Genomic DNA, 18,797 nt, shown 5'->3' with positions numbered 1-18,797 from the left:
GGTGCCTCCCGCAACAATGCGTCCGACAGATCATCATCCGACGGACGCGAGGACCGAACATGACGCACTGGCCGGACAGACCGATCTGCGCGTTCGATCTCGAGACCACCGACCGGGATCCCCGCAACGCCCGCATCGTCACGGCCTGCGTCGCGACCTTCGACGGCGACCGCATCGACACCCGGTCGTGGCTGCTCGATCCGGGTATCGCGATACCCGAGGAGACCACCGCGATCCACGGCATCACCACCGCCCGCGCCCGCGCCGAAGGACTCGACTACCTCGAGGGCTACCGGCAGATCCGGCAGGCGGTATGCGACGCGTGGGCGCGCGGCCATATCGTCGTCGCGTTCAACGCCAGCTACGACCTGACGGTGCTCGACGCCGAGGGCCGCCGCCTGGGCCTGACCGGGCTCGACATCGGCACGGTGGTCGACCCGTACGTCATCGACCGCGAGATGGATCGCAGCCGCCCCGGCCGGCGCACACTCCAGGCGGTATGCGAGGCGTACCGGGTACCCCTGCCGAATCCGCACGAGGCCGAGGCGGACGCGCTCGCAGCCGGTCACCTGACCCGCGCGCTCGTCGCACGCTATCCCGAGCTCGCCGAACTCGACATCATGGCCGATCAGGCCGCTTGGCACGCCGAACGTCAACGCAGCTTCGCCGAGTATCTGCGCGGGCTCGGTCGCGAAGTCGTCGACGTCGACGACAGCTGGCCCGTCCGGCTTCCCGCTCCGGTGGGCACCGATGTTCTCGAGCGTCCCGCGACCGGGACGAGGTTCCGGCGCGCTCTGCGCGCGATCCGCGAGTTCTTCCGGCGACTGCGCGGGCGGTGATCCGGACCGCAGTCGATCAGGGCAGCAATCCCTGCCGGCGCGCTTCGACGACGGCTTCGTGCCGACTGCGCACATCGAGCTTGTCCATCGCGTGGCGCAGATAGGTCTTGACCGTCTCGACGCTCAGCGACAACCGATCGGCGATCTCCGTGTTGCGGCAGCCCAGGGCCACATGGCTCAGCACGTCGTGCTCGCGAGCGGTCAGGTGCGTCCGCGGCTGCGACGCACCGTCGCGTGCCCGGGCCAGTGTCTCCTCGACGTTCCGCACCTGTTCCCTGATCACCGGGTCGTCGGTGCGCGCGGCGATCGCCCGCAGTGCGACGAGACTTTCCGTCAGCGCCTCGGAGACGGCAATCGGAACGGATCCGGCGTGCGAGCTGCGGGCGTGCCCGATCAGCGACACCCGCCGGTCGACCTCGTCGCGGATCTCGATCTCCCGCGCGAGCTCCGCAGCCGACCGCATCACCTTCTCCGCGATCACATCGCCGATCGGCCGGTTGACTCTCAACCCGCCGTAGATCGCCGCGCGGGTGCGTCCGCGCACCACGACCGGCACCGCGAGCAACGACTCGATTCCCTCGCCGGCGACCTGCCGGTCGTAGTGGTGGGTGATGTGCGGTGACGTGAAGTAGTCGGCGACCGCACCGGGACGTTGTTCGACGACCACCCGGCCGCCGAGTCCGCGCTCCGCGGCAATCACCAGGTTGCGCAGGACCCGACCGCGGGTACCGACGAATCCGGACAGGACGACGTCCGAGCCCTGCACGGCACCACCGAACAGCACCGGTAGTCCGGTCGTCGACTTCAGCCCGCGCAGTGTGGCGCGGAGGGTGTCGAGATCGTCGGGACGCAGCACACCCGGTACGGCGACATCCATCGACTGCTCCTGCTCTTCCCTTCGAACACCCACTTTCGAGGGTAGTGGGGCCAGTTCCACGATTCGTAACCTGCACATCGCCCGGTGTTGCGACGATCACAGAAGACGCCGGAATCCGAGAAGGCCACCCCCGGAGGTATGCGTGTCCATCGTCCCCGCCCGTCCCGACTCGACCGGAGCCGCGAACTACAGCCCGATGAGCCCGCTGCGCTTTCTCGAACGGTCTGCGGCGGTGTTCCCCGATCGCACCGCGATCATCCACGGCGACCGCACGTACACCTACGCCGCGTTCGCCGACGAGACCCAGCGACTCGCACGGGTGCTGCGCAGCCGTATCGAGCCGGGCGACAAGGTCGCGTACCTGACGCCCAACGTGCCCGAGATGCTCATCGCACATTTCGCCGTGCCGCTCGCAGGCGGCGTGCTCGTCGCGTTGAACTCGCGACTGGCGGGGCCGGAACTCGAATACATCCTCGACCACTCCGAGACGAAGCTGTTGTTCGTCGACTCCGAACTACTCGGATCGGTCGCGAACGTCCGCGACAACGTTCCGGGCGTCGCCGAGATCATCGAGGTTCCCGACTCGACCGTGCCGGTTCCGGACGTACCCGCCGGCGTGGCCACGGCCCGCTACGACGAGTTCCTCGCGCAGGCCGACTCGCTCGATGCGACGCCGTTGCCGTGGAGCGTCGACGACGAGCTCGGCGTCATCACCCTCAACTACACATCCGGCACCACCGGCAAGCCCAAGGGTGTGATGTACACCCACCGCGGCGCGTATCTGAACTCGCTGGGTGAGACCTTCCACAACAGTTTCGACGGGCAGAGCAAGTACCTGTGGACGCTGCCGATGTTCCACTGCAACGGCTGGTGCACGCCGTGGGCGGTGACCGCGGCGGCGGGCACCCACATCTGCCTGCGCGCGGTGCGCGCCGATGCGATCTGGGAGGCCATCGACACTCTCGGCGTGACCAATCTGTGCGGCGCTCCTGCGGTGTGCTCGACCATCGCGAACGCCGACCAGGCGCATCCGCTCGACCGCCCGTTGCGGATCACCACGGCCGGCGCACCCCCGTCGCCGACGGTGATCGCCCAGCTCGAGCAGATCGGCATCACGGTCGTGCACGTCTACGGGCTCACCGAGGTGTACGGCCCGTACACGATCTGCGAGTACCAGGACAGCTGGGACGGCAAGCCTGCCGACGAACGCGCCGCACTGCTCTCCCGCCAGGGTGTGGGCATGCTGCAGGCCGAGACCGCACGGGTCGTCGACGAGGACATGAACGATGTGCCCGCCGACGGCGAGACCATGGGCGAGATCGTGTTGCGCGGCAACAACGTCATGCTCGGTTACTACAAGGACCCGGATGCGACGGAGGAGGCGTTCCGCGGCGGCTGGTTCCACACGGGCGACCTCGGCGTGATGTATCCGGACGGATACATCCAGCTCAAGGACCGGGCGAAGGACATCATCATCTCCGGCGGCGAGAACATCTCGACCGTGGAGGTCGAGCAGGCGATCGTCAGCCATCCGGCGGTGCTCGACGTGGCGGTCGTGGGCGTTCCGGACGAGAAGTGGGGTGAGCGCCCCAAGGCGTTCGTGATCCTGAAGAAGGACGAGTCCCTGACGGCCGACGAGCTCATCGAGTACACCCGAACGCTGCTCGCCGGATACAAGGTGCCGCGCGACATCGTCTTCCCGCTGGAACTGCCTCGCACATCGACCGGGAAGATCCTGAAGTTCGAGCTGCGATCGGCCGAAGCCGCCGAGGGGTGAGCCGACCTCTCACGACTGCATTGGATACTCGACGCCATGACATCCGGTACCGGTAGCACCACCCGTCGCCTCGACTCGACGGGACCCGATCCCGCCCAGTTCCGGGTGCATGTCGTCACGCAGGCGATCCGTCTGTTCTCCGAGTTCGGCTACGAGTCGACCACCGTCGAGCAGATCGCCGCGGCCGCCGGGGTGTCGCGGCGGACGTTCTTCCGGCAGTTCCGATCGAAGGAGGACGTGATCTTCGCCGATCACGAGTCGCTGCTCGAGCAGGTCGCCGAGCATCTGTCGCAGGAGTACGACGATCCGTGGGCGGCGGCCTGCGAGGGGGCCAAGCTCGTGTTCGGGCACTTCCGCGACCGGCGCGAGCTGGCGGTGTGGCGGTACCGGGTGGTGCAGCGGGTGCCGGCGTTGCGGGAGCGCGAACTGGTCACCACCTATCGCTACGAGCGGTTGTTCACCGACTTCCTGCGCGCCGCCGTTCCGGGGGAGAAGCCGGTGCGCACCGTCAGCTTCGCGGCGGCGATGACCGCGACGCACAACTTCCTGCTGCGGGCGATGATCCGCGGCGACGACACCGCCACGGCCGACCGGCTCGAGCAGGAGTTGCTCGAGCTCCGCCGCACGTACGGGGTGGTTCCGGCGCCGGAAGGCACGACGAACGGGAAGACCGCACCGGCCCCGCCGGAGGTCGCGGTGGTGACCTATGCGGCTCATCTGACACCCGCAGAGATCGCCGAGCAGGTTCGGCTCCAGCTCGAAGGCGCACGTCAGCACCATTGACCTGGCACTGAGTGCCGTGGTTACAATCGACTCATTCCGTCACGTCGCGAACCCTCGCCTCGCTAAGCTCGAGGGAGCAACGCTCGCAAATCTGGCACCGCGTGCCGTTAGGAGTCCGCCGTCATGGCCCTCAATCCCGACTTCGATCTGTTCAAGCTCTCCGAGGAGCACGACGCGCTGCGCGAGGCGATCCGCGCACTTGCCGAGAAGGAGATCGCGCCCTACGCCAAGGACGTCGACGAGAACTCCCGCTTCCCGCAGGAAGCCCTCGACGCCCTCAACAAGTCGGGCTTCAACGCCATCCACGTGCCCGAGCAGTTCGAGGGCCAGGGCGCCGACTCGATCGCCGCCTGCATCGTCATCGAAGAGGTCGCCCGAGTATGCGGCTCCTCCTCGCTGATCCCCGCCGTCAACAAGCTCGGCACCATGGGCCTGATCCTCCGCGGCTCCGACGAGCTCAAGGCCAAGGTCCTCCCCGACATCGTCAACGGCGCGATGGCCTCCTACGCGCTGTCCGAGCGCGAGGCCGGCTCCGACGCCGCCTCGATGCGCACCCGCGCCAAGGCCGACGGCGACGACTGGATCCTCAACGGCTCCAAGTGCTGGATCACCAACGGTGGTAAGTCCACCTGGTACACCGTCATGGCCGTCACCGACCCCGAGAAGGGCGCCAACGGCATCTCCTCCTTCATGGTCCACAAGGACGACGAGGGCTTCGTCGTCGGACCGAAGGAGAAGAAGCTCGGCATCAAGGGCTCCCCCACCGCCGAGCTGTACTTCGAGAACTGCCGCATCCCCGGCGACCGCATCGTCGGCGAGCCCGGCACCGGCTTCAAGACCGCTCTCGCGACCCTCGACCACACCCGTCCCACCATCGGTGCGCAGGCCGTCGGCCTCGCCCAGGGCGCCCTCGACGCAGCGATCGCCTACGTCAAGGATCGCAAGCAGTTCGGCCGCCCGATCTCCGACAACCAGGGTGTGCAGTTCATGCTCGCCGACATGGCCATGAAGGTCGAGGCCGCTCGCCTGATGGTGTACACCTCCGCGGCCCGCGCCGAGCGCGGTGAAGGCAACCTCGGTTTCATCTCCGCCGCCGCGAAGTGCTTCGCGTCGGACGTCGCGATGGAGGTCACCACCGACGCCGTGCAGCTGTTCGGTGGCGCCGGTTACACCACCGACTTCCCGGTCGAGCGCATGATGCGCGACGCCAAGATCACGCAGATCTACGAGGGCACCAACCAGATCCAGCGCGTCGTCATGTCGCGCGCTCTGCTGCGCTGACACCGGTCGCGTAGGTTACCCCCCGGAACATCAAGCGATCAGGAGTTACCGCAGTGGCAGTGGAAAAGGTAGGCGTGATCGGCGGCGGCACCATGGGTGCCGGTATCGCCGAGGTGTGCGCGAAGGCCGGTAGCGACGTCCTCGTCAAGGAGACCACCGAGGAGTTCGCCGCCGCAGCACGCGAGCGTCTGAAGAAGTCGATCGGACGCGGCGTCAAGTCCGGCAAGATCACGCAGGAGGACGCCGACGCGGTGCTCGGACGGATCCGCGTCACCCTCGACCTGAACGAGTTCGCCGACCGCGACCTCGTCGTCGAGGCCGCCCCCGAGATCGAGTCGCTCAAGGCGGAGATCTTCTCCGAGCTCGACAAGATCGTGAAGCCCGAAGGCATCCTCGCCACCAACACGTCGTCCATCCCCGTCATCAAGATGGCGCAGGCGACGCAACGGCCCGGCAAGGTCGTGGGCGTGCACTTCTTCAACCCGGTGCCGGTGATGCCGCTCGTCGAGATCATCTCGGCACTCACCACCGACGAGGCCACCGCCGACACCGTGTTCGACTACGCGAAGAACACCCTCGGCAAGACGGCCGTGCGCGCGGGCGACCGTGCGGGCTTCATCGTCAACGCCCTGCTCATCCCGTACCTGTGCTCGGCGGTGCGCATGCTCGAATCGGGTTACGCGACGAAGGAAGACATCGACGCCGCGATGAAGGGTGGCTGCGGCTACCCGATGGGCCCGCTGACCCTCATCGACACCGTCGGCCTCGACATCACTCTCAACGCCGCGCAGTCGCTGTACGACGAGTTCGCCGAGCCGCACTACGCTCCCCCGGCACTGCTGCGTCGCATGGTCGACGCGGGTCGCCTGGGTCGCAAGACCGGCGAGGGCTTCTACAGCTACAGCAAGTAGCCCTGCAGCCTTCGAAGGCGCCCCGACGGTCCGCTCCGGATCCGTGGGGGCGCCTTCTGCTATCGTCCCGACCCGGACGTATCGGGGGATTCTGTCGGGGGGCAGTCGTGACGTTGCACGTAGATCCTGAAGCGCTGCGCACATTCGCAGCCTTCGTGGCGGACACCGCCGACGCGGTCGACGAATGGGACGTCGGCGAACCGTATGCCGTGTCGCAATCAGCGCTTCCCGGAACAGAATTCGCGGCCGTCTGTGCACGAGCCTTCACCGCCACCGATCAGGCCCTGAACAACGTGTGCAGTCGCCTGCGCGAGATCGTCGACATCACCGACGGTGCCGAGAACAACTACGTCGTCGCAGAGACGGACTTCGTGGCTGCACTCTCGGCAATGGATCAGCACGAATGAGACCGGGAGTCGCGGCCGTCCGCTCCTGGAATCCCGACGCTCTGCGAATCACCGCCGACCGCCTCGACGTGCTCGTCGACACACTCGACGACCGCATGAAAGGTCTGCTCACCGAGCAGGATGTCCTCGCCGAGCGATGGTCCGGTGACGCCGCGCGGGCCGCCGCCGCGCGGGTCGTCCGGGAACGCTCACTGGGCAGTGCCATCGCCGAAGCGCTACTGCAGGTCGCGGAGGCGTACCGCACCGGCGCGTGGCTCGTCGAAGGCGCCCGCCTGCACCTCGTGTCGGTGGTGACCGGCGCCGAACAGTCCGGGTTCACCGTGCACCACGACGGCACCGTCGACCCCTCCGACCAGATCCGCATCCTCTCGGCGATGCTGCAGGCCGAAGCCGTCGCCGAAGCCCGCGTCCGCCTCGAACACGAAGCAGCGGAACTGACACACGCCGTCACCGGCGCTCTCGAACAGGCGTCGCGAGCAGCGACGGAAACTGCCGATCGAATCACCGCCGCCGTTGCGGTACTCGAAGCAGTTAGGGATGCCGCGGTGCGGGGGAAGGTCGTGCAGACGGAGGACGGTGAGTTCTCGTTCTGGCCTCCGGATTGGCCGGCCTCTATAGCGGGAGCCACTATCGGGTTGACCGCAGACTCGACGAAGGAGGAACTGAAGAGTGCTGCGACAGCGTCCGGGGACGACGTTGCCGGCCGTATTGCGTCTCGAATTGGGCCCGTGGGAGCAGCATTAGGAGTAATCCCCGCGATCTCGAACGACATCGAGACCGGAATGGACCCGGCCGAAGCAGTCGTTACCGAGAGTATTGGCGCTGCATTTGGATACAGGATCGGCTCCGGTGTGGGCAAACTTGTCGGAGGAGTGGCAGGGTCCTTGATCGCACCGGGCGTGGGAACCGGCGTAGGTCTTGTTGCCGGGACCGTGCTCGGTGCCGCGATTGGGCTGGGTGTCTCGAGAGGATTACAAGGACTATGGCGTTGAGCAATCTATTCACTTGGCGCTCAGCGCCCTTCAGGTCACGCATGATGAAGCCGGACAAGCCACCTGGAAATGCGTGTGCCATCCATTGGCCGTGGCCACAGCACTTCCAAGTCGTGGTGATGCTGATCTCAGTACTCATGATTGCGCTGGTGCCTGTCTTCGCTGCACTCACGCTGCAACAGTGGACACAGGATGATGTCCTAGCCGCCGTCGGTTTCGCAGGAATCACGCTCGGACTCGTCCTATCGAGTCCGATCTGCTTCCACGAAGCGGGAATCCGTCATCTCGCCTTGTCACGGCTGGTGGTTCATCACCATCATCCCGAGCACGGTGCTGGAATCCGGATACCGACACGTCGTTGGGGAATCTCGACTGTCGTCGGTACCGCACTCGCACTCGGAACCTACAGTCTCGCTGCAGCGATCGCGGTTTCACATCGGTCCGGCGAAAGCCTTCTCCCACACGGTCGAACCGAGAGCGAGGGGCTTCCCTTCTTGATTGTTCTGGTACTCGTCTGCTTTGCGACGGCGGTGTTTCTTCTGGCCGTCCGATCGGACACGCGCCTCGACATATATCGCGGGGGTATCCGGAGGCGGGTCTGTAGACGAGTTCTGACTCATGCGCAGGTGATCGATCACTTCATTCCCTGGAACGAGATCGAGCGTATCGAGGTCGGGGATCTCGGCGTCCGCTTGGGGTCCGCACAGTATCCGGTAGTCGACCTTTTCACCGTTTCACCGACGGCAGAAGACCTCCGGACCCGTCCCGACGGAGTCAACAGGTTTGCGGTGATGGTTCATCAACTCGCTGTGGAGCCCAACACTCTGTTCACACTCATGAAACGTCTGGTAGAGAATCCGTGCGATCGTGGACTCCTCACGGGATCCGGTGCAGTCGACCTTTTGCGCCCTCCGCCGCTGCGGGAACGATTCCGCGCAGCACGCCAGCCGTCGCGTCAGCACGGGAACAGTCGGTAGGTACGCAACAGCAACATCGGGTTCGCAACGCGGCCAGTAACTGACGGCGTTGCGAACCTTCACCACGTGTTGCGTACCTCGTGTACCACCGATGCCTGTCGCTTTCTGCTATCGTCCCGACCCGGACGTATCGGGGGATTCTGTCGGGGGGGACAGTCGTGACGTTGCACGTAGATCCGGCGATGGATCGACACGGATGAGACCGGGAGTCGCCGCCGTGCGGTCCTGGAATCCCGACGCTCTGCGAATCACCGCCGACCGCCTCGACGTGCTCGTCGACAAACTCGACGACCGCATGAAAGGTCTGCTCACCGAGCAGGATGTGCTCGCCGAGCGATGGTCCGGCGACGCCGCACGTGCCGCCGCCGCGCGAGTGGTCCGAGAACGCTCACTGGGCAGCGCCATCGCCGAAGCCCTCCTGCAGGTCGCGGAGGCGTACCGCACCGGCGCGTGGCTCGTCGAAGGCACCCGCCTGCACCTCGTGTCGGTGGTGACCGGCGCCGAACAGTCCGGGTTCACCGTGCACCACGACGGCACCGTCGACCCCTCCGACCAGATCCGCATCCTCTCGGCGATGCTGCAGGCCGAAGCCGTCGCCGAAGCCCGCGTCCGCCTCGAACACGAAGCAGCGGAACTGACACACGCCGTCACCGGCGCTCTCGAACAGGCGTCGCGAGCAGCAATCGAAACTGCCGATCGAATCACCGCCGCCGTTGCGGTACTCGAAGCAGCCAGGGATGCCGCGGTGCCGGGGAAGGTCGTGCAGACGGAGGACGGTGAGTTCTCCTGGTGGCCGGACTGGCCATCCACCATCGCAGCGTCGTCCATCGGCGCAATGTCCGGAGCTACCAAGGAACTCCTGACCGACGCGGCGGTGGCCTCGGGCGACGATGTCGCACGCAACATCGCGCGCGGAATGAACCCGGCTGCCGCTGCAGTAGGCACCGTTCCTGCGATCGTCAACGACATCAAGGGAGGGATGGATCCCACCGAGGCAATAGTCTCCGAGAGCGCCGGAACCGTTGCCGGCATGCTCGGTGCCGTAGCCGCATCGAAACTTTCAGCGGCGTTCATCGGGGCAGTGGGCGGTTCGGTCGTCCCGGGAGTCGGCACTGCAGCGGGCTTTGTTGCCGGCCTCATAGGTGGCGGCGCAGCCACATGGTACGCATCCAAGAAAATCCAGGAGTTGTGGTGACGACCGAAAACGTTCCGCCGGACCGATATCGAACTCACATCGATTCGTTCTTCAACCCTCGTTGGCCGCAGCAACTGCGAATCGGGTGGTGCATGGGCGGGGTCTTCGCTGCTGTTCTGGCTGTATGGTCACTCGGGGATGCACTGGTGAACGTCGGGCACGAAGAATCGATATCCACAATCGGCTCGGTAGTGTTCGGAACGTCGATGCTACTCATGAGTGTCGCAGCGTTCAGGGACGGCGGGATTCGAAATGTATTGCATTCCAAGCGGGTCAGGAGTAATGAACATTCTGAACTCGGAATCGGAATCGTTGTGCCGGGAGGACTCACCCTTCCCAGCCTGGCTGTTGCCATGCTTATCTTCAACGGCCTTACCGGTTTGGCCATCTCTGCTCTGAACGTCTACATCACCGACAGATCCGAGTTGCCGCATGGTTACGACCCCCGAACCACTGCAATCTTCGCGCTCGTGGGTGGGATCGTTCTCTTGCTCATGGCGGCGGCGTTCATCTGGTTCCGACTTCCCACCACACTGGGGTTGTATCCACACGGAATCGAAAGAGTCGTACGTTCTCGCAAGCTCCGACGAAACAATGCCACCGTGCAATTTGTGCATTGGAACGATATCGAGGGCATCGCCGGAACGGATATCGTGACCCGTTCCGGATACGGCGACGTCCGGACTCCGATGATCCACATCCACACGACCGGACGGATTCCCCCGGAAGCGCGCATCCCCCACGACGAAGAACACATTCTCGCCATCGTCTGCACTTGGCTCGTCGCAGAGCCCAACACACTCCTGGCCCTGGCCCGACGAATGCATGAACGTCCACACGACCGCACACTCCTCGCTCGGGAGGACGCGGCCGAACTTCTCAGACCACCGCCTTTGCGAGGGCGATTCCGGATGGCACGCCACCAGGAGGCGTCTCGATGAATGCTTCGCTTCAGACGACGCTCTCCGACTACCTCGCAGCACGCGAAGTCGAACTGAGCCCCTGCGACCCGGACGATCCGCGGCACCCGCAACCGGAATCCCAGGCGCCGGAAGGCTGGATCACACTCCCCCGCGATGTCTTTCCGCACGCACATACGGTTCTCGTAACTCCCGAGCACGCCGCGGACGATTGGGCACCCAACGCCGTACTCCTCCATGGTGCACTGGCGAAGTGGCGGCCGACGGACGAACTGCTGGAGGTCGCGGGGAATGAAGTTCGCGAACTGCCCGCATGGAGGGAGAGGTTCCGCGACACATCCGATTTCCGCGGGCACCGATCGGTGATCGTCCAAGGCTCCTATCGAGTGGACGACGTCGAGTACACCGCCGTGACGCGATATCTCGTGATCGACCACGAGTACGATCGCTACCTGACGCAACTGACGGCAACCGCACGTTCCGACAGCGCCGAGTCTCTTATCGCTCATCTGCATGCAATCCACGAGGGACTGAGAATCCGGTGAGCGATTCCATCGAGACGTACCCGTACGGAGAACGATCCGAACCTACTTGGCCGCAAAGGGTTTCGTACGGGATCGCTCTGCCTCGGCGTGTTCCTGGCCGGGACCGGAATCCTTGTGCTGCAGAAGACCGTCGACGTTCGACGAGCGGATGACGGCGGAGCCATCGCCCTGGGGTTCTGTCTCGCTGTGATGACGGCGTCAAGTTCGGCCTGGGGATTCGAGCGAGCCGGCTTCCACCGATTCGGTGTGCATCCGAGGATCCAGCAGTACCGAGACGACGTTCACGGCCCTGGCATCGAGATTCCTTACGTGAGGATACTTCCCGTTCAGCTGTCCGTCGTGTTCTCCTGCATGACAGTAGCGGGTGCTTTCATGATTACATGGCTCGTGCGGCGTGGCGTTTCGGACGTGTTCGTTCGATGGGACGAGATCCGGGAAGTGGCTGCCGATGTCTACACCGTCTCGGGTAGCGGGGCGTCTACACACAATCCGCTCATCCGTCTGCACGTACCCGGCTATGAACCGACTCCACCTCGCATGGGGCACGACAAACCGGATTCGTTGACCGTTCCGGCGTACGTTCTCGTCAGCGAACCCCACACGCTGCTCGGGCTCGTCGACCGTCTCCATCGGTGTCCCGAAGATCGCCATCTCGTCACCACACCCGAGGTCCCAGAACTCCTCCGTCCCCTCCCTGTGCGTGAACGCTTACGTATCGCGCGGAAGATTCCGCGTCAACAGTGGGAATGGTGATGGGTACGCAACACCGGTGGTGGGTTCGCAACGCCGACAGTGACCGACCACGTTGCGAGTCTTCACCCCACGTTGCGTACCTCGGTCATTTTCCGTTGTTCGGGCCGTGGACGCGGCGGTGCAGTGCTTCCATCCGCAGGTCCAGATCGCGCGCCGTTTCCGCGGCGAGGCGGAGTTCTTCGCGCAGTTCGTCCGGTACCTCGCGGTCGTGCTTGTAGTAGATCTTGTGTTCCAGGCTCGCCCAGAAGTCCATGGCGACCGTGCGGATCTGCAGTTCGACGTAGACGCGCTCGACCCGGTCGGACATGTACACCGGGATCTGGACGATCACGTGCACGCTGCTGTACCCGTTGGGTTTCGGGCGGGCGATGTAGTCCTCGATCTCGACGACCGTCACGTCGAGCTGGCTCGTGATCATGTCGATGATCCGGTAGACGTCCGACGTGAAGCTGCACGTGATGCGGATGCCTGCGATATCGCGGACGGCCTCGCGGATGCCGTCGAGCGAGGCGGGCGCACCCTTCCGTTCCGCCTTGGCGAGGATCGACTCGGGGCTCTTCAACCGCGACTTCACGTGCTCGATCGGGTTGTACTCGCGGGCGTAGGTGAACTCCTCGCGCAGGATGTTGATCTTCGTCATCATCTCGTCGATGCCGAACTTGTACACCATGAGTGCGCGTCGCAGATCCTGCGCGAGATGCTCCACTGCCACCAGGGCTGCCGGCACCTCGTCCGGTGCCGGCAGCCCTGGTTCGGGTTCGCCCACCGTCGTCTTCACTCGATTCCTCCTCGACTGCTTCCGGGATCGAGTCTGCCAGTCCGACCACGACAGGCGGTTCTCACCTCCACGACCTGCAGTGATGCCGGACGGTCCACCCGAACAGGACTCCCGCCGCTCGTCGATCGAGACATCCGGACGCCTCGACGCCCGGTGCTTGCCCAACCGCGTTCAGCGCTTACCCCGGCCGAACCGCTCGACCACGACCGCCCGCAGCGAGCGGGCTTCGATGCCGGCCTCGCGGCGGGCGCGCCCTCGGGTCACGAGCACCCCGATAAGCGCGATCACCCAGATCGGATACTGCGCGAACCACGCGACGCGGAAGGCGTCGAAGGTGTAGCCGCCGAGCCGGTCGAGCACGATGCCCATCGTCTGCACGACCAGCAGTGTCGCGAGGAAGCCACCGATGTTGACGATGCCGTTGGCCGTGCCGAGCGCGGTCCCGGGATTGAAGGTGCGGGCGTAGTCGAAGCCGATCATCGATCCCGGCCCGCCCACCGAGATGACGACGACGAGCACCACGAGCAGCCACAGCGGTGCGGGTCCGGGCAGGGCGAGCACCGCCGACCACGTCACTGCGCTGGCGAGGATGATCATGAGCACGAGCCACGAGCGTCTGGTCGGGAAGCGTCCCGACAGCACGCCGAGGATGGGTCCGGCGGAGATGGCGGTGACCACCGAGACGGTCAGCATCGAGCCGGCCGCCGCGGGTGACAGGCCCTGCGCGGAGACCAGATACGGCACGCCCCACATGAGCGCGAAGGTCGTCACCGAGAACTGCGTGCCCATGTGGGTGAAGAAGCCGAGCTTGGTGCCGGGACGCCGCCACACCGTGCCGAGCCCGCCGATCACCTCCCGCAGCCCTGACGCGGTGGCCTCGCGCGTCTCACCGGGCGGGGTGTCGCGCACGACCGCGAACACCAGCACGCACGCGAAAAGGCCGAGCGCCGCGGCACTGCCGTAGGCGGCCGTCCATCCCGTGCCGGTGAGCAGCAGGACGAACGGCACCGCCGACAGCACCTGGCCGAGCTGGCCGAAGATGCCCGTCAGCTGCGAAACGACAGGCACGCGGCGCGGCGCGAACCACACCGGCACGAGCCGCAGCACCGAGATGAACGTCAGGGCGTCACCGACACCGACCAGCACTCGGGCCAGATACGCGACCGGCAGCGACTCGGTGACGGCGAGGATCGCCTGACCGACGGCGAGGATCACGGCGCCGGTCGCGATCATCCGCCGCGAACCGAACCTGTCGAGGAGCACACCGGCCGGGATCTGCATCCCCGCGTAGACGATGAGTTGGAGGACGACGAAGCCGGACAGCACCGACGGTGAGATCTCGAAGCGTTCGGTGGCAGCGAGTCCGGAGACGCCGAACGCCGTCCGATGGAGGACGGCGACGATGTAGGCGAAGACTCCGATACCCCAGACCAGCCATGCCCTCATGTCACAAGGACGATACGCGTCGGTCTGTTGACGGTACTAATTACTCACGCCCGAGCGACACCCACGTCGGGTCGGCCGCACGCGGACCGGCGACCTTGCCGGCGAGACGATCCAGCCGCGCGACCTGCTCGTCGGTGAGCGTCACGTCGAGCGCTCCGGCGTTCTCGGTGACGCGACTCGCGTAGCGGGTGCCGGGGATCGACACCGACGGCAAGCCGAACTCGCGACCCTTCGCGTCCAGCCATGCCAGGGCGATCTGTGCGATGGTCGCGTCCGCATCCTTCGCGACCGCCCGCACCTCCTCGCGCACCGCGAGGTTGATCGGCAGGGCGTCGGCGTCGAAGCGCGGGAAGCGCTTGCGCAGGTCGTTCTCGGCAACCTGTCCGGGATCGAAGGCGTCGGTGAGCAGCCCCCGGCTCACCGGCGAGTACGGCACGAAGCCGATGCCGAGTTCGGCGGCGGTGGGCACCACGTGCCGTTCGACGTCGCGCGAGACGATGCTCCACTCCGACTGGATCGCCGCGATCGGGTGGACGGCGTGCGCGCGGCGCAACTCGTCGCCCGTGGCCTCCGACAGTCCGATGTGCCGCACCTTGCCGGCCTGCACGAGTTCGGCGAGGGCACCCACCGTATCCTCGACCGGCACCTCCGGATCCACGCGGTGCAGGTAGTACAGGTCGACGTGGTCGACGCCGAGACGCCCGAGCGACTCGTCGATGGCCTGCTTCGCGTATTCGGGACGGCCGTTGATGCGACGGTTGGCGGTGCCCTTGCCGCTGACCGCGCCGACGAGACCGAACTTCGTCGCCAGCTGGACCTCGTCCCGCCGGTCGGCGAGCAGCTTGCCGACCACCTTCTCGCTCGTGCCGTCGCCGTAGACGTTGGCGGTGTCGATGAAGGTGATGCCCAGATCCACGGCGTGGTGCAGGGTCGCGAGCGCCTCGTCGAGATTCACCTCGCCGTATGCGGGGGCGACGGACATCGCGCCGTAACCCTGGGCGCTGACGACGAGACCGGGCGCGAGCTGGACGGTGGGGACAGGCATGTATTTCTCCTCGACGACGACACGGTGCGACTCCCGATCGTCCCGCATCCCGCGCATGATCGCAGGAGTCGAAATCGCCGTGATTCGAGCAACCCGAGCCCTACGCTGAGAGACATGGCGACCGACTGGCTCTCCCTGCAACGAACCGCGCGGCGCGAGTTCGGCGACCGGGTCGCGCAGATCCGCGACTGGCACGCCCCGACCCCCGACACCGAATGGGACGTCACCGACCTGGTGTGGCACATGGTCGACGAGCAGCGCTGGATCCAGCCCCTGCTCTCGGGGCGTTCCCTCGACGACGCGAAGGCTGCACTCGAACCGATCGGAGACGACCTCGCCGCCGAATGGGCACGCTTCGCCGAGCAGGCGACCGCCGCGTGGGCGATGGCGGCACCGTCCCAGGAGGTTCACCTGTCCTACGGCACCGTCCCGTGCCTCGACTACATGAAACAGCAGGTCGCGGACATCACCGTGCACACTTGGGATCTCGCGCGGGCAATCGGCGCCGACGAGACCCTCGACGCCGAACTCGTCGACGCCGTGCTCGCCGACATCGAACCTCAGAAGGACATGCTCGCCTCGAGCGGTCTGTTCGCCGATCCCGTCCCGCTCCCCGACGATGCTCCGCCACAGGACCGGCTCCTCGCCCTGACCGGCCGCGACCCTCGGAAGGCCTCATGACGGACCGGCCCGATATCAAGCCCCGCAGCCGCGACGTCACCGACGGCATGGAGAAGGCCGCCTCGCGCGGCATGCTCCGCGCGGTAGGCATGGGCGACGACGACTGGGGTAAGCCGCAGATCGGGGTGGCATCGTCGTGGAACGAGATCACGCCGTGCAATCTCCCGCTCGACCGGCTCGCCCGAGCGGTCAAGGAGGGGGTGCATGCCGCAGGTGGATATCCGCTGGAATTCGGCACCATCTCTGTGTCCGACGGGATCTCGATGGGGCACGAGGGCATGCACTTCTCCCTGGTGTCCCGGGAAGTGATCGCCGACAGCGTCGAGACGGTGATGCAGGCCGAGCGCCTCGACGGATCGGTGCTGCTCGCGGGATGCGACAAGTCCCTGCCCGGCATGCTCATGGCCGCGGCCCGCCTCGATCTCGCCGCCGTCTTCCTGTACGCCGGGTCCATCCTGCCGGGCATCGCGAAACTGTCCGACGGCACCGAACGCGACGTGACGATCATCGATGCCTTCGAGGCGGTCGGGGCGTGTGCGCGAGGCCTGATGTCCGAGACCGATCTCGACGCGATCGAACGCGCCATCTGCCCCGGTGAGGGCGCCTGCGGCGGCATGTACACCGCGAACACGATGGCAGCGTCGGCCGAAGCGCTCGGCATGTCGCTGCCGGGAAGCGCATCCCCACCCGCCACCGATCGTCGCCGCGACGGTTTCGCCCGGCGCAGCGGACAGGCGGTGGTCGAGTTGTTGCGTCGCGGAATCACGGCCTCGGACATCCTCACGAAGGAAGCATTCGAGAATGCCATCGCAGTGGTCATGGCGTTCGGCGGCTCTACCAACGCCGTGCTCCACCTGCTCGCGATCGCGCACGAGGCCCGCGTGGATCTGAGCCTGGACGACTTCGTCCGCGTGGGTGCGCGGGTACCGCATCTCGCCGACGTCAAACCGTTCGGCCGGCACGTGATGAAGGACGTCGACCACATCGGCGGCGTCCCGGTCATCATGAAGGCGCTGCTCGACGCGGGTCTGCTGCACGGCGACTGCCTCACCGTCACCGGGAACACCGTGGCCGAGAACCTCGCCGGCATCAGGCCACCGGACCCGGACGGCAAGGTGCTGCGTGCCCTGAGCGACCCCATCCATCCCACGGGGGGCATCACGATCCTGCGGGGCAGTCTCGCTCCCGACGGAGCGGTGGTGAAGTCCGCAGGCTTCGACGAGTCGGTCTTCGAGGGAACGGCGCGGGTCTTCGAACGCGAACGTGCCGCGATGGACGCGCTCGAGGACGGCACCATCACCGCCGGCGACGTGGTGGTCATCCGGTACGAGGGTCCCAAGGGCGGCCCGGGCATGCGCGAGATGCTCGCGATCACCGGTGCGATCAAGGGTGCCGGGCTCGGCAAGGACGTCCTGCTGCTCACCGACGGCCGGTTCTCCGGTGGCACCACCGGGTTGTGTGTCGGGCACGTCGCCCCGGAGGCCGTCGACGGTGGCCCCATCGCGTTCGTCCGCGACGGCGACCGGATCCGCCTCGACGTCTCGAACGGCCTCCTCGACGTGCTGGTCGACGAGAAGGACATGGAAACGCGGCGGCAGGGCTGGGAGCCACTACCGCCGCGCTACACCAGGGGTGTACTGGCGAAGTACACGAAGCTCGTCGGTTCCGCCTCGAACGGTGCGGTGTGCGGGTGAGGGTCGGGTGAACCCTCGCGCCCTGGGGGCATCAGATCGGACGGAAACCTGCGCCCGGCCCGCCCCGGCCGTTGATATCGGCCATGATCACATCGATGTTGGTGCCGACCTCGGGACCGACACATGCCGCGAGCAGGTAGGCATTGACCATCGCGACGAGCGTCGTGCCCACCACCAGCGGCGCACCGGAGTCGCCTTCCACGACGCAGACCTGCGTCCACGTCTCCTGCGAGCCGAACACGTCGCCCCAGACGACTCCGCAGGTATTGCCCGTGGTTCGGCCTTCCTTGCACGCGATGTTCGGGAAGCCCACGGGAGCGCCGAGGCCCGTGATCGTCACGTCGCCGACGCGGTTGACCGGAACCACCTTGCTCCGGTCGAACTCGATGACGGCGTAGTCGAGCCGCTCGTTGGTCGAGACGATGCGGCCCACCGAGCCGGCGGCGAGGTCGTATTCGGCCTTCACCGTCATGCCGGGAGAGCCGCAGTGCGCGGCGGTGAGACCCACCAGGCGACCGGCGGCGTCGTTGCCGATCGTGGTGAGTGTGCAGTCGAAGATGTCCTGCCCGTTGTCTCCGAGAGTGATTCCCGAACCGCCGCCGAGGGTGACCGGGGGGGCCGTCGGGCTGAGCGTACTAGAGGTTTCCGCCGGATTTCCGGGTTGCGCCCAAGCTTTCCAGAGCTTGACGGGCTTCCTCGAGCTCGCGGCTGAGCTGCGCCACCCGTTCTTCGGCGGCGCGACGCGCCTCGTCGATCACCGAGTGGACGGCCTCGGTGGCCGTGGGATCACCGAGTTCCTTCACCGCCCGTTCGACGGCATCGGGCGCGACCGGCGTGGGTTTGCCGACCTTACGGGTGCCGTGCGCGACCCCCACCGTCCACTCGTTCTCCGGGTC

18 protein-coding genes and 1 pseudogene are annotated in these 18,797 nt (G+C 66.2%); 13 read left to right on the top strand and 6 right to left on the bottom strand.

From position 1 onward, the window contains the following. Nucleotides 1-59 precede the first annotated feature (59 nt). Nucleotides 60-839, top strand: coding sequence for a 3'-5' exonuclease (locus A8G18_RS19860; RefSeq protein ID WP_064065229.1), 780 nt, complete (start codon nt 60-62; stop codon nt 837-839). A 16-nt stretch (nt 840-855) separates the two neighbouring features. Here the strand turns inward: A8G18_RS19860 and A8G18_RS19855 are convergent, their stop codons facing one another. Then, nucleotides 856-1,716 carry a response regulator transcription factor gene (locus A8G18_RS19855; protein ID WP_064065228.1) on the bottom strand — a complete coding sequence of 287 codons (861 nt, stop codon included), beginning with the start codon at nt 1,714-1,716 and terminating at the stop codon, nt 856-858. A 196-nt stretch (nt 1,717-1,912) separates the two neighbouring features. On the opposite strand from A8G18_RS19855, the gene A8G18_RS19850 reads away from it, so the two are divergent. The 10 genes from A8G18_RS19850 to A8G18_RS19805 all read left to right on the top strand — a co-directional run bounded on the left by A8G18_RS19850 (nt 1,913) and on the right by A8G18_RS19805 (nt 11,504). Beyond that, nucleotides 1,913-3,493, top strand: coding sequence for an acyl--CoA ligase family protein (locus tag A8G18_RS19850; RefSeq protein WP_172506126.1), 1,581 nt, complete (start codon nt 1,913-1,915; stop codon nt 3,491-3,493). A gap of 36 nt (nt 3,494-3,529) precedes the next feature. Further along, nucleotides 3,530-4,276 carry a TetR family transcriptional regulator gene (locus tag A8G18_RS19845; RefSeq protein WP_064065226.1) on the top strand — a complete coding sequence of 249 codons (747 nt, stop codon included), beginning with the start codon at nt 3,530-3,532 and terminating at the stop codon, nt 4,274-4,276. A gap of 123 nt (nt 4,277-4,399) precedes the next feature. Further along, nucleotides 4,400-5,557 carry an acyl-CoA dehydrogenase gene (locus tag A8G18_RS19840; RefSeq protein ID WP_064065225.1) on the top strand — a complete coding sequence of 386 codons (1,158 nt, stop codon included), beginning with the start codon at nt 4,400-4,402 and terminating at the stop codon, nt 5,555-5,557. Between the two features lie 59 nt (nt 5,558-5,616). After that, nucleotides 5,617-6,468 (top strand): 3-hydroxybutyryl-CoA dehydrogenase, encoded by an 852-nt coding sequence (locus A8G18_RS19835; RefSeq protein WP_026003032.1) that lies wholly within the window; start codon nt 5,617-5,619, stop codon nt 6,466-6,468. 107 nt (nt 6,469-6,575) lie between these two features. Then, a complete protein-coding gene (locus A8G18_RS19830) occupies nt 6,576-6,875 on the top strand; it encodes a hypothetical protein (protein ID WP_245207956.1) in 300 nt (99 codons plus the stop codon). Beyond that, on the top strand, nt 6,872-7,867 hold the full coding sequence (locus tag A8G18_RS19825) for a hypothetical protein (protein ID WP_245207954.1): 996 nt from the start codon (nt 6,872-6,874) through the stop codon (nt 7,865-7,867). Before A8G18_RS19830 ends, A8G18_RS19825 begins: the two co-directional genes overlap by 4 nt. 41 nt (nt 7,868-7,908) lie before the next feature. After that, entirely contained in the window at nt 7,909-8,844 is a 936-nt protein-coding gene (locus A8G18_RS22910) for a hypothetical protein (RefSeq protein ID WP_147290698.1), read from the top strand. Nucleotides 8,845-9,040: 196 nt separating this feature from the next. Then, nucleotides 9,041-10,039, top strand: a complete 999-nt coding sequence (locus A8G18_RS19815; protein ID WP_245207952.1) for a hypothetical protein — start codon at nt 9,041-9,043, stop codon at nt 10,037-10,039. Further along, a complete protein-coding gene (locus A8G18_RS23490) occupies nt 10,036-10,980 on the top strand; it encodes a hypothetical protein (protein ID WP_245207950.1) in 945 nt (314 codons plus the stop codon). The genes A8G18_RS19815 and A8G18_RS23490 overlap by 4 nt, the downstream gene beginning before the upstream one ends. Beyond that, nucleotides 10,977-11,504: an LpqN/LpqT family lipoprotein gene (locus A8G18_RS19805; protein ID WP_064065223.1), complete on the top strand. Its 528-nt coding sequence runs from the start codon at nt 10,977-10,979 to the stop codon at nt 11,502-11,504. The genes A8G18_RS23490 and A8G18_RS19805 overlap by 4 nt, the downstream gene beginning before the upstream one ends. Nucleotides 11,505-12,342: 838 nt before the next feature. Here A8G18_RS19805 and A8G18_RS19795 read toward each other — a convergent pair. From A8G18_RS19795 to A8G18_RS19785, 3 genes are all read right to left on the bottom strand, one after another. After that, on the bottom strand, nt 12,343-13,035 hold the full coding sequence (locus A8G18_RS19795) for a GTP pyrophosphokinase (protein WP_064065221.1): 693 nt from the start codon (nt 13,033-13,035) through the stop codon (nt 12,343-12,345). 171 nt (nt 13,036-13,206) lie between these two features. Then, nucleotides 13,207-14,481, bottom strand: a complete 1,275-nt coding sequence (locus A8G18_RS19790) for an MFS transporter (protein WP_016933743.1) — start codon at nt 14,479-14,481, stop codon at nt 13,207-13,209. A 40-nt stretch (nt 14,482-14,521) separates the two neighbouring features. Beyond that, nucleotides 14,522-15,526, bottom strand: coding sequence for an aldo/keto reductase (locus A8G18_RS19785; RefSeq protein WP_064065247.1), 1,005 nt, complete (start codon nt 15,524-15,526; stop codon nt 14,522-14,524). 114 nt (nt 15,527-15,640) lie between these two features. Between A8G18_RS19785 and A8G18_RS19780 the strand changes: the two genes are divergently transcribed. Further along, nucleotides 15,641-16,207 (top strand): TIGR03086 family metal-binding protein, encoded by a 567-nt coding sequence (locus A8G18_RS19780; protein ID WP_064065220.1) that lies wholly within the window; start codon nt 15,641-15,643, stop codon nt 16,205-16,207. Beyond that, nucleotides 16,204-17,901 (top strand): dihydroxy-acid dehydratase, encoded by a 1,698-nt coding sequence (gene ilvD, locus A8G18_RS19775; RefSeq protein WP_064065219.1) that lies wholly within the window; start codon nt 16,204-16,206, stop codon nt 17,899-17,901. The genes A8G18_RS19780 and ilvD overlap by 4 nt, the downstream gene beginning before the upstream one ends. Nucleotides 17,902-17,932: 31 nt before the next feature. On the opposite strand, the pseudogene A8G18_RS19770 reads toward ilvD, so the two are convergent. Both A8G18_RS19770 and A8G18_RS23135 read right to left on the bottom strand, forming a co-directional pair. Then, a pseudogene (locus tag A8G18_RS19770) lies at nt 17,933-18,520 on the bottom strand (chymotrypsin family serine protease); the annotation flags it as partial. Between the two features lie 16 nt (nt 18,521-18,536). Next, a partial coding sequence (locus tag A8G18_RS23135) for a DUF6319 family protein (RefSeq protein ID WP_245207948.1) occupies nt 18,537-18,797 on the bottom strand: 261 nt, incomplete at its 5' end.

This window comes from Rhodococcus gordoniae (genome assembly GCF_001646655.1).
Classification (GTDB): domain Bacteria; phylum Actinomycetota; class Actinomycetes; order Mycobacteriales; family Mycobacteriaceae; genus Rhodococcus; species Rhodococcus gordoniae.
This window is presented reverse-complemented; position numbering and strand designations above follow the sequence as displayed.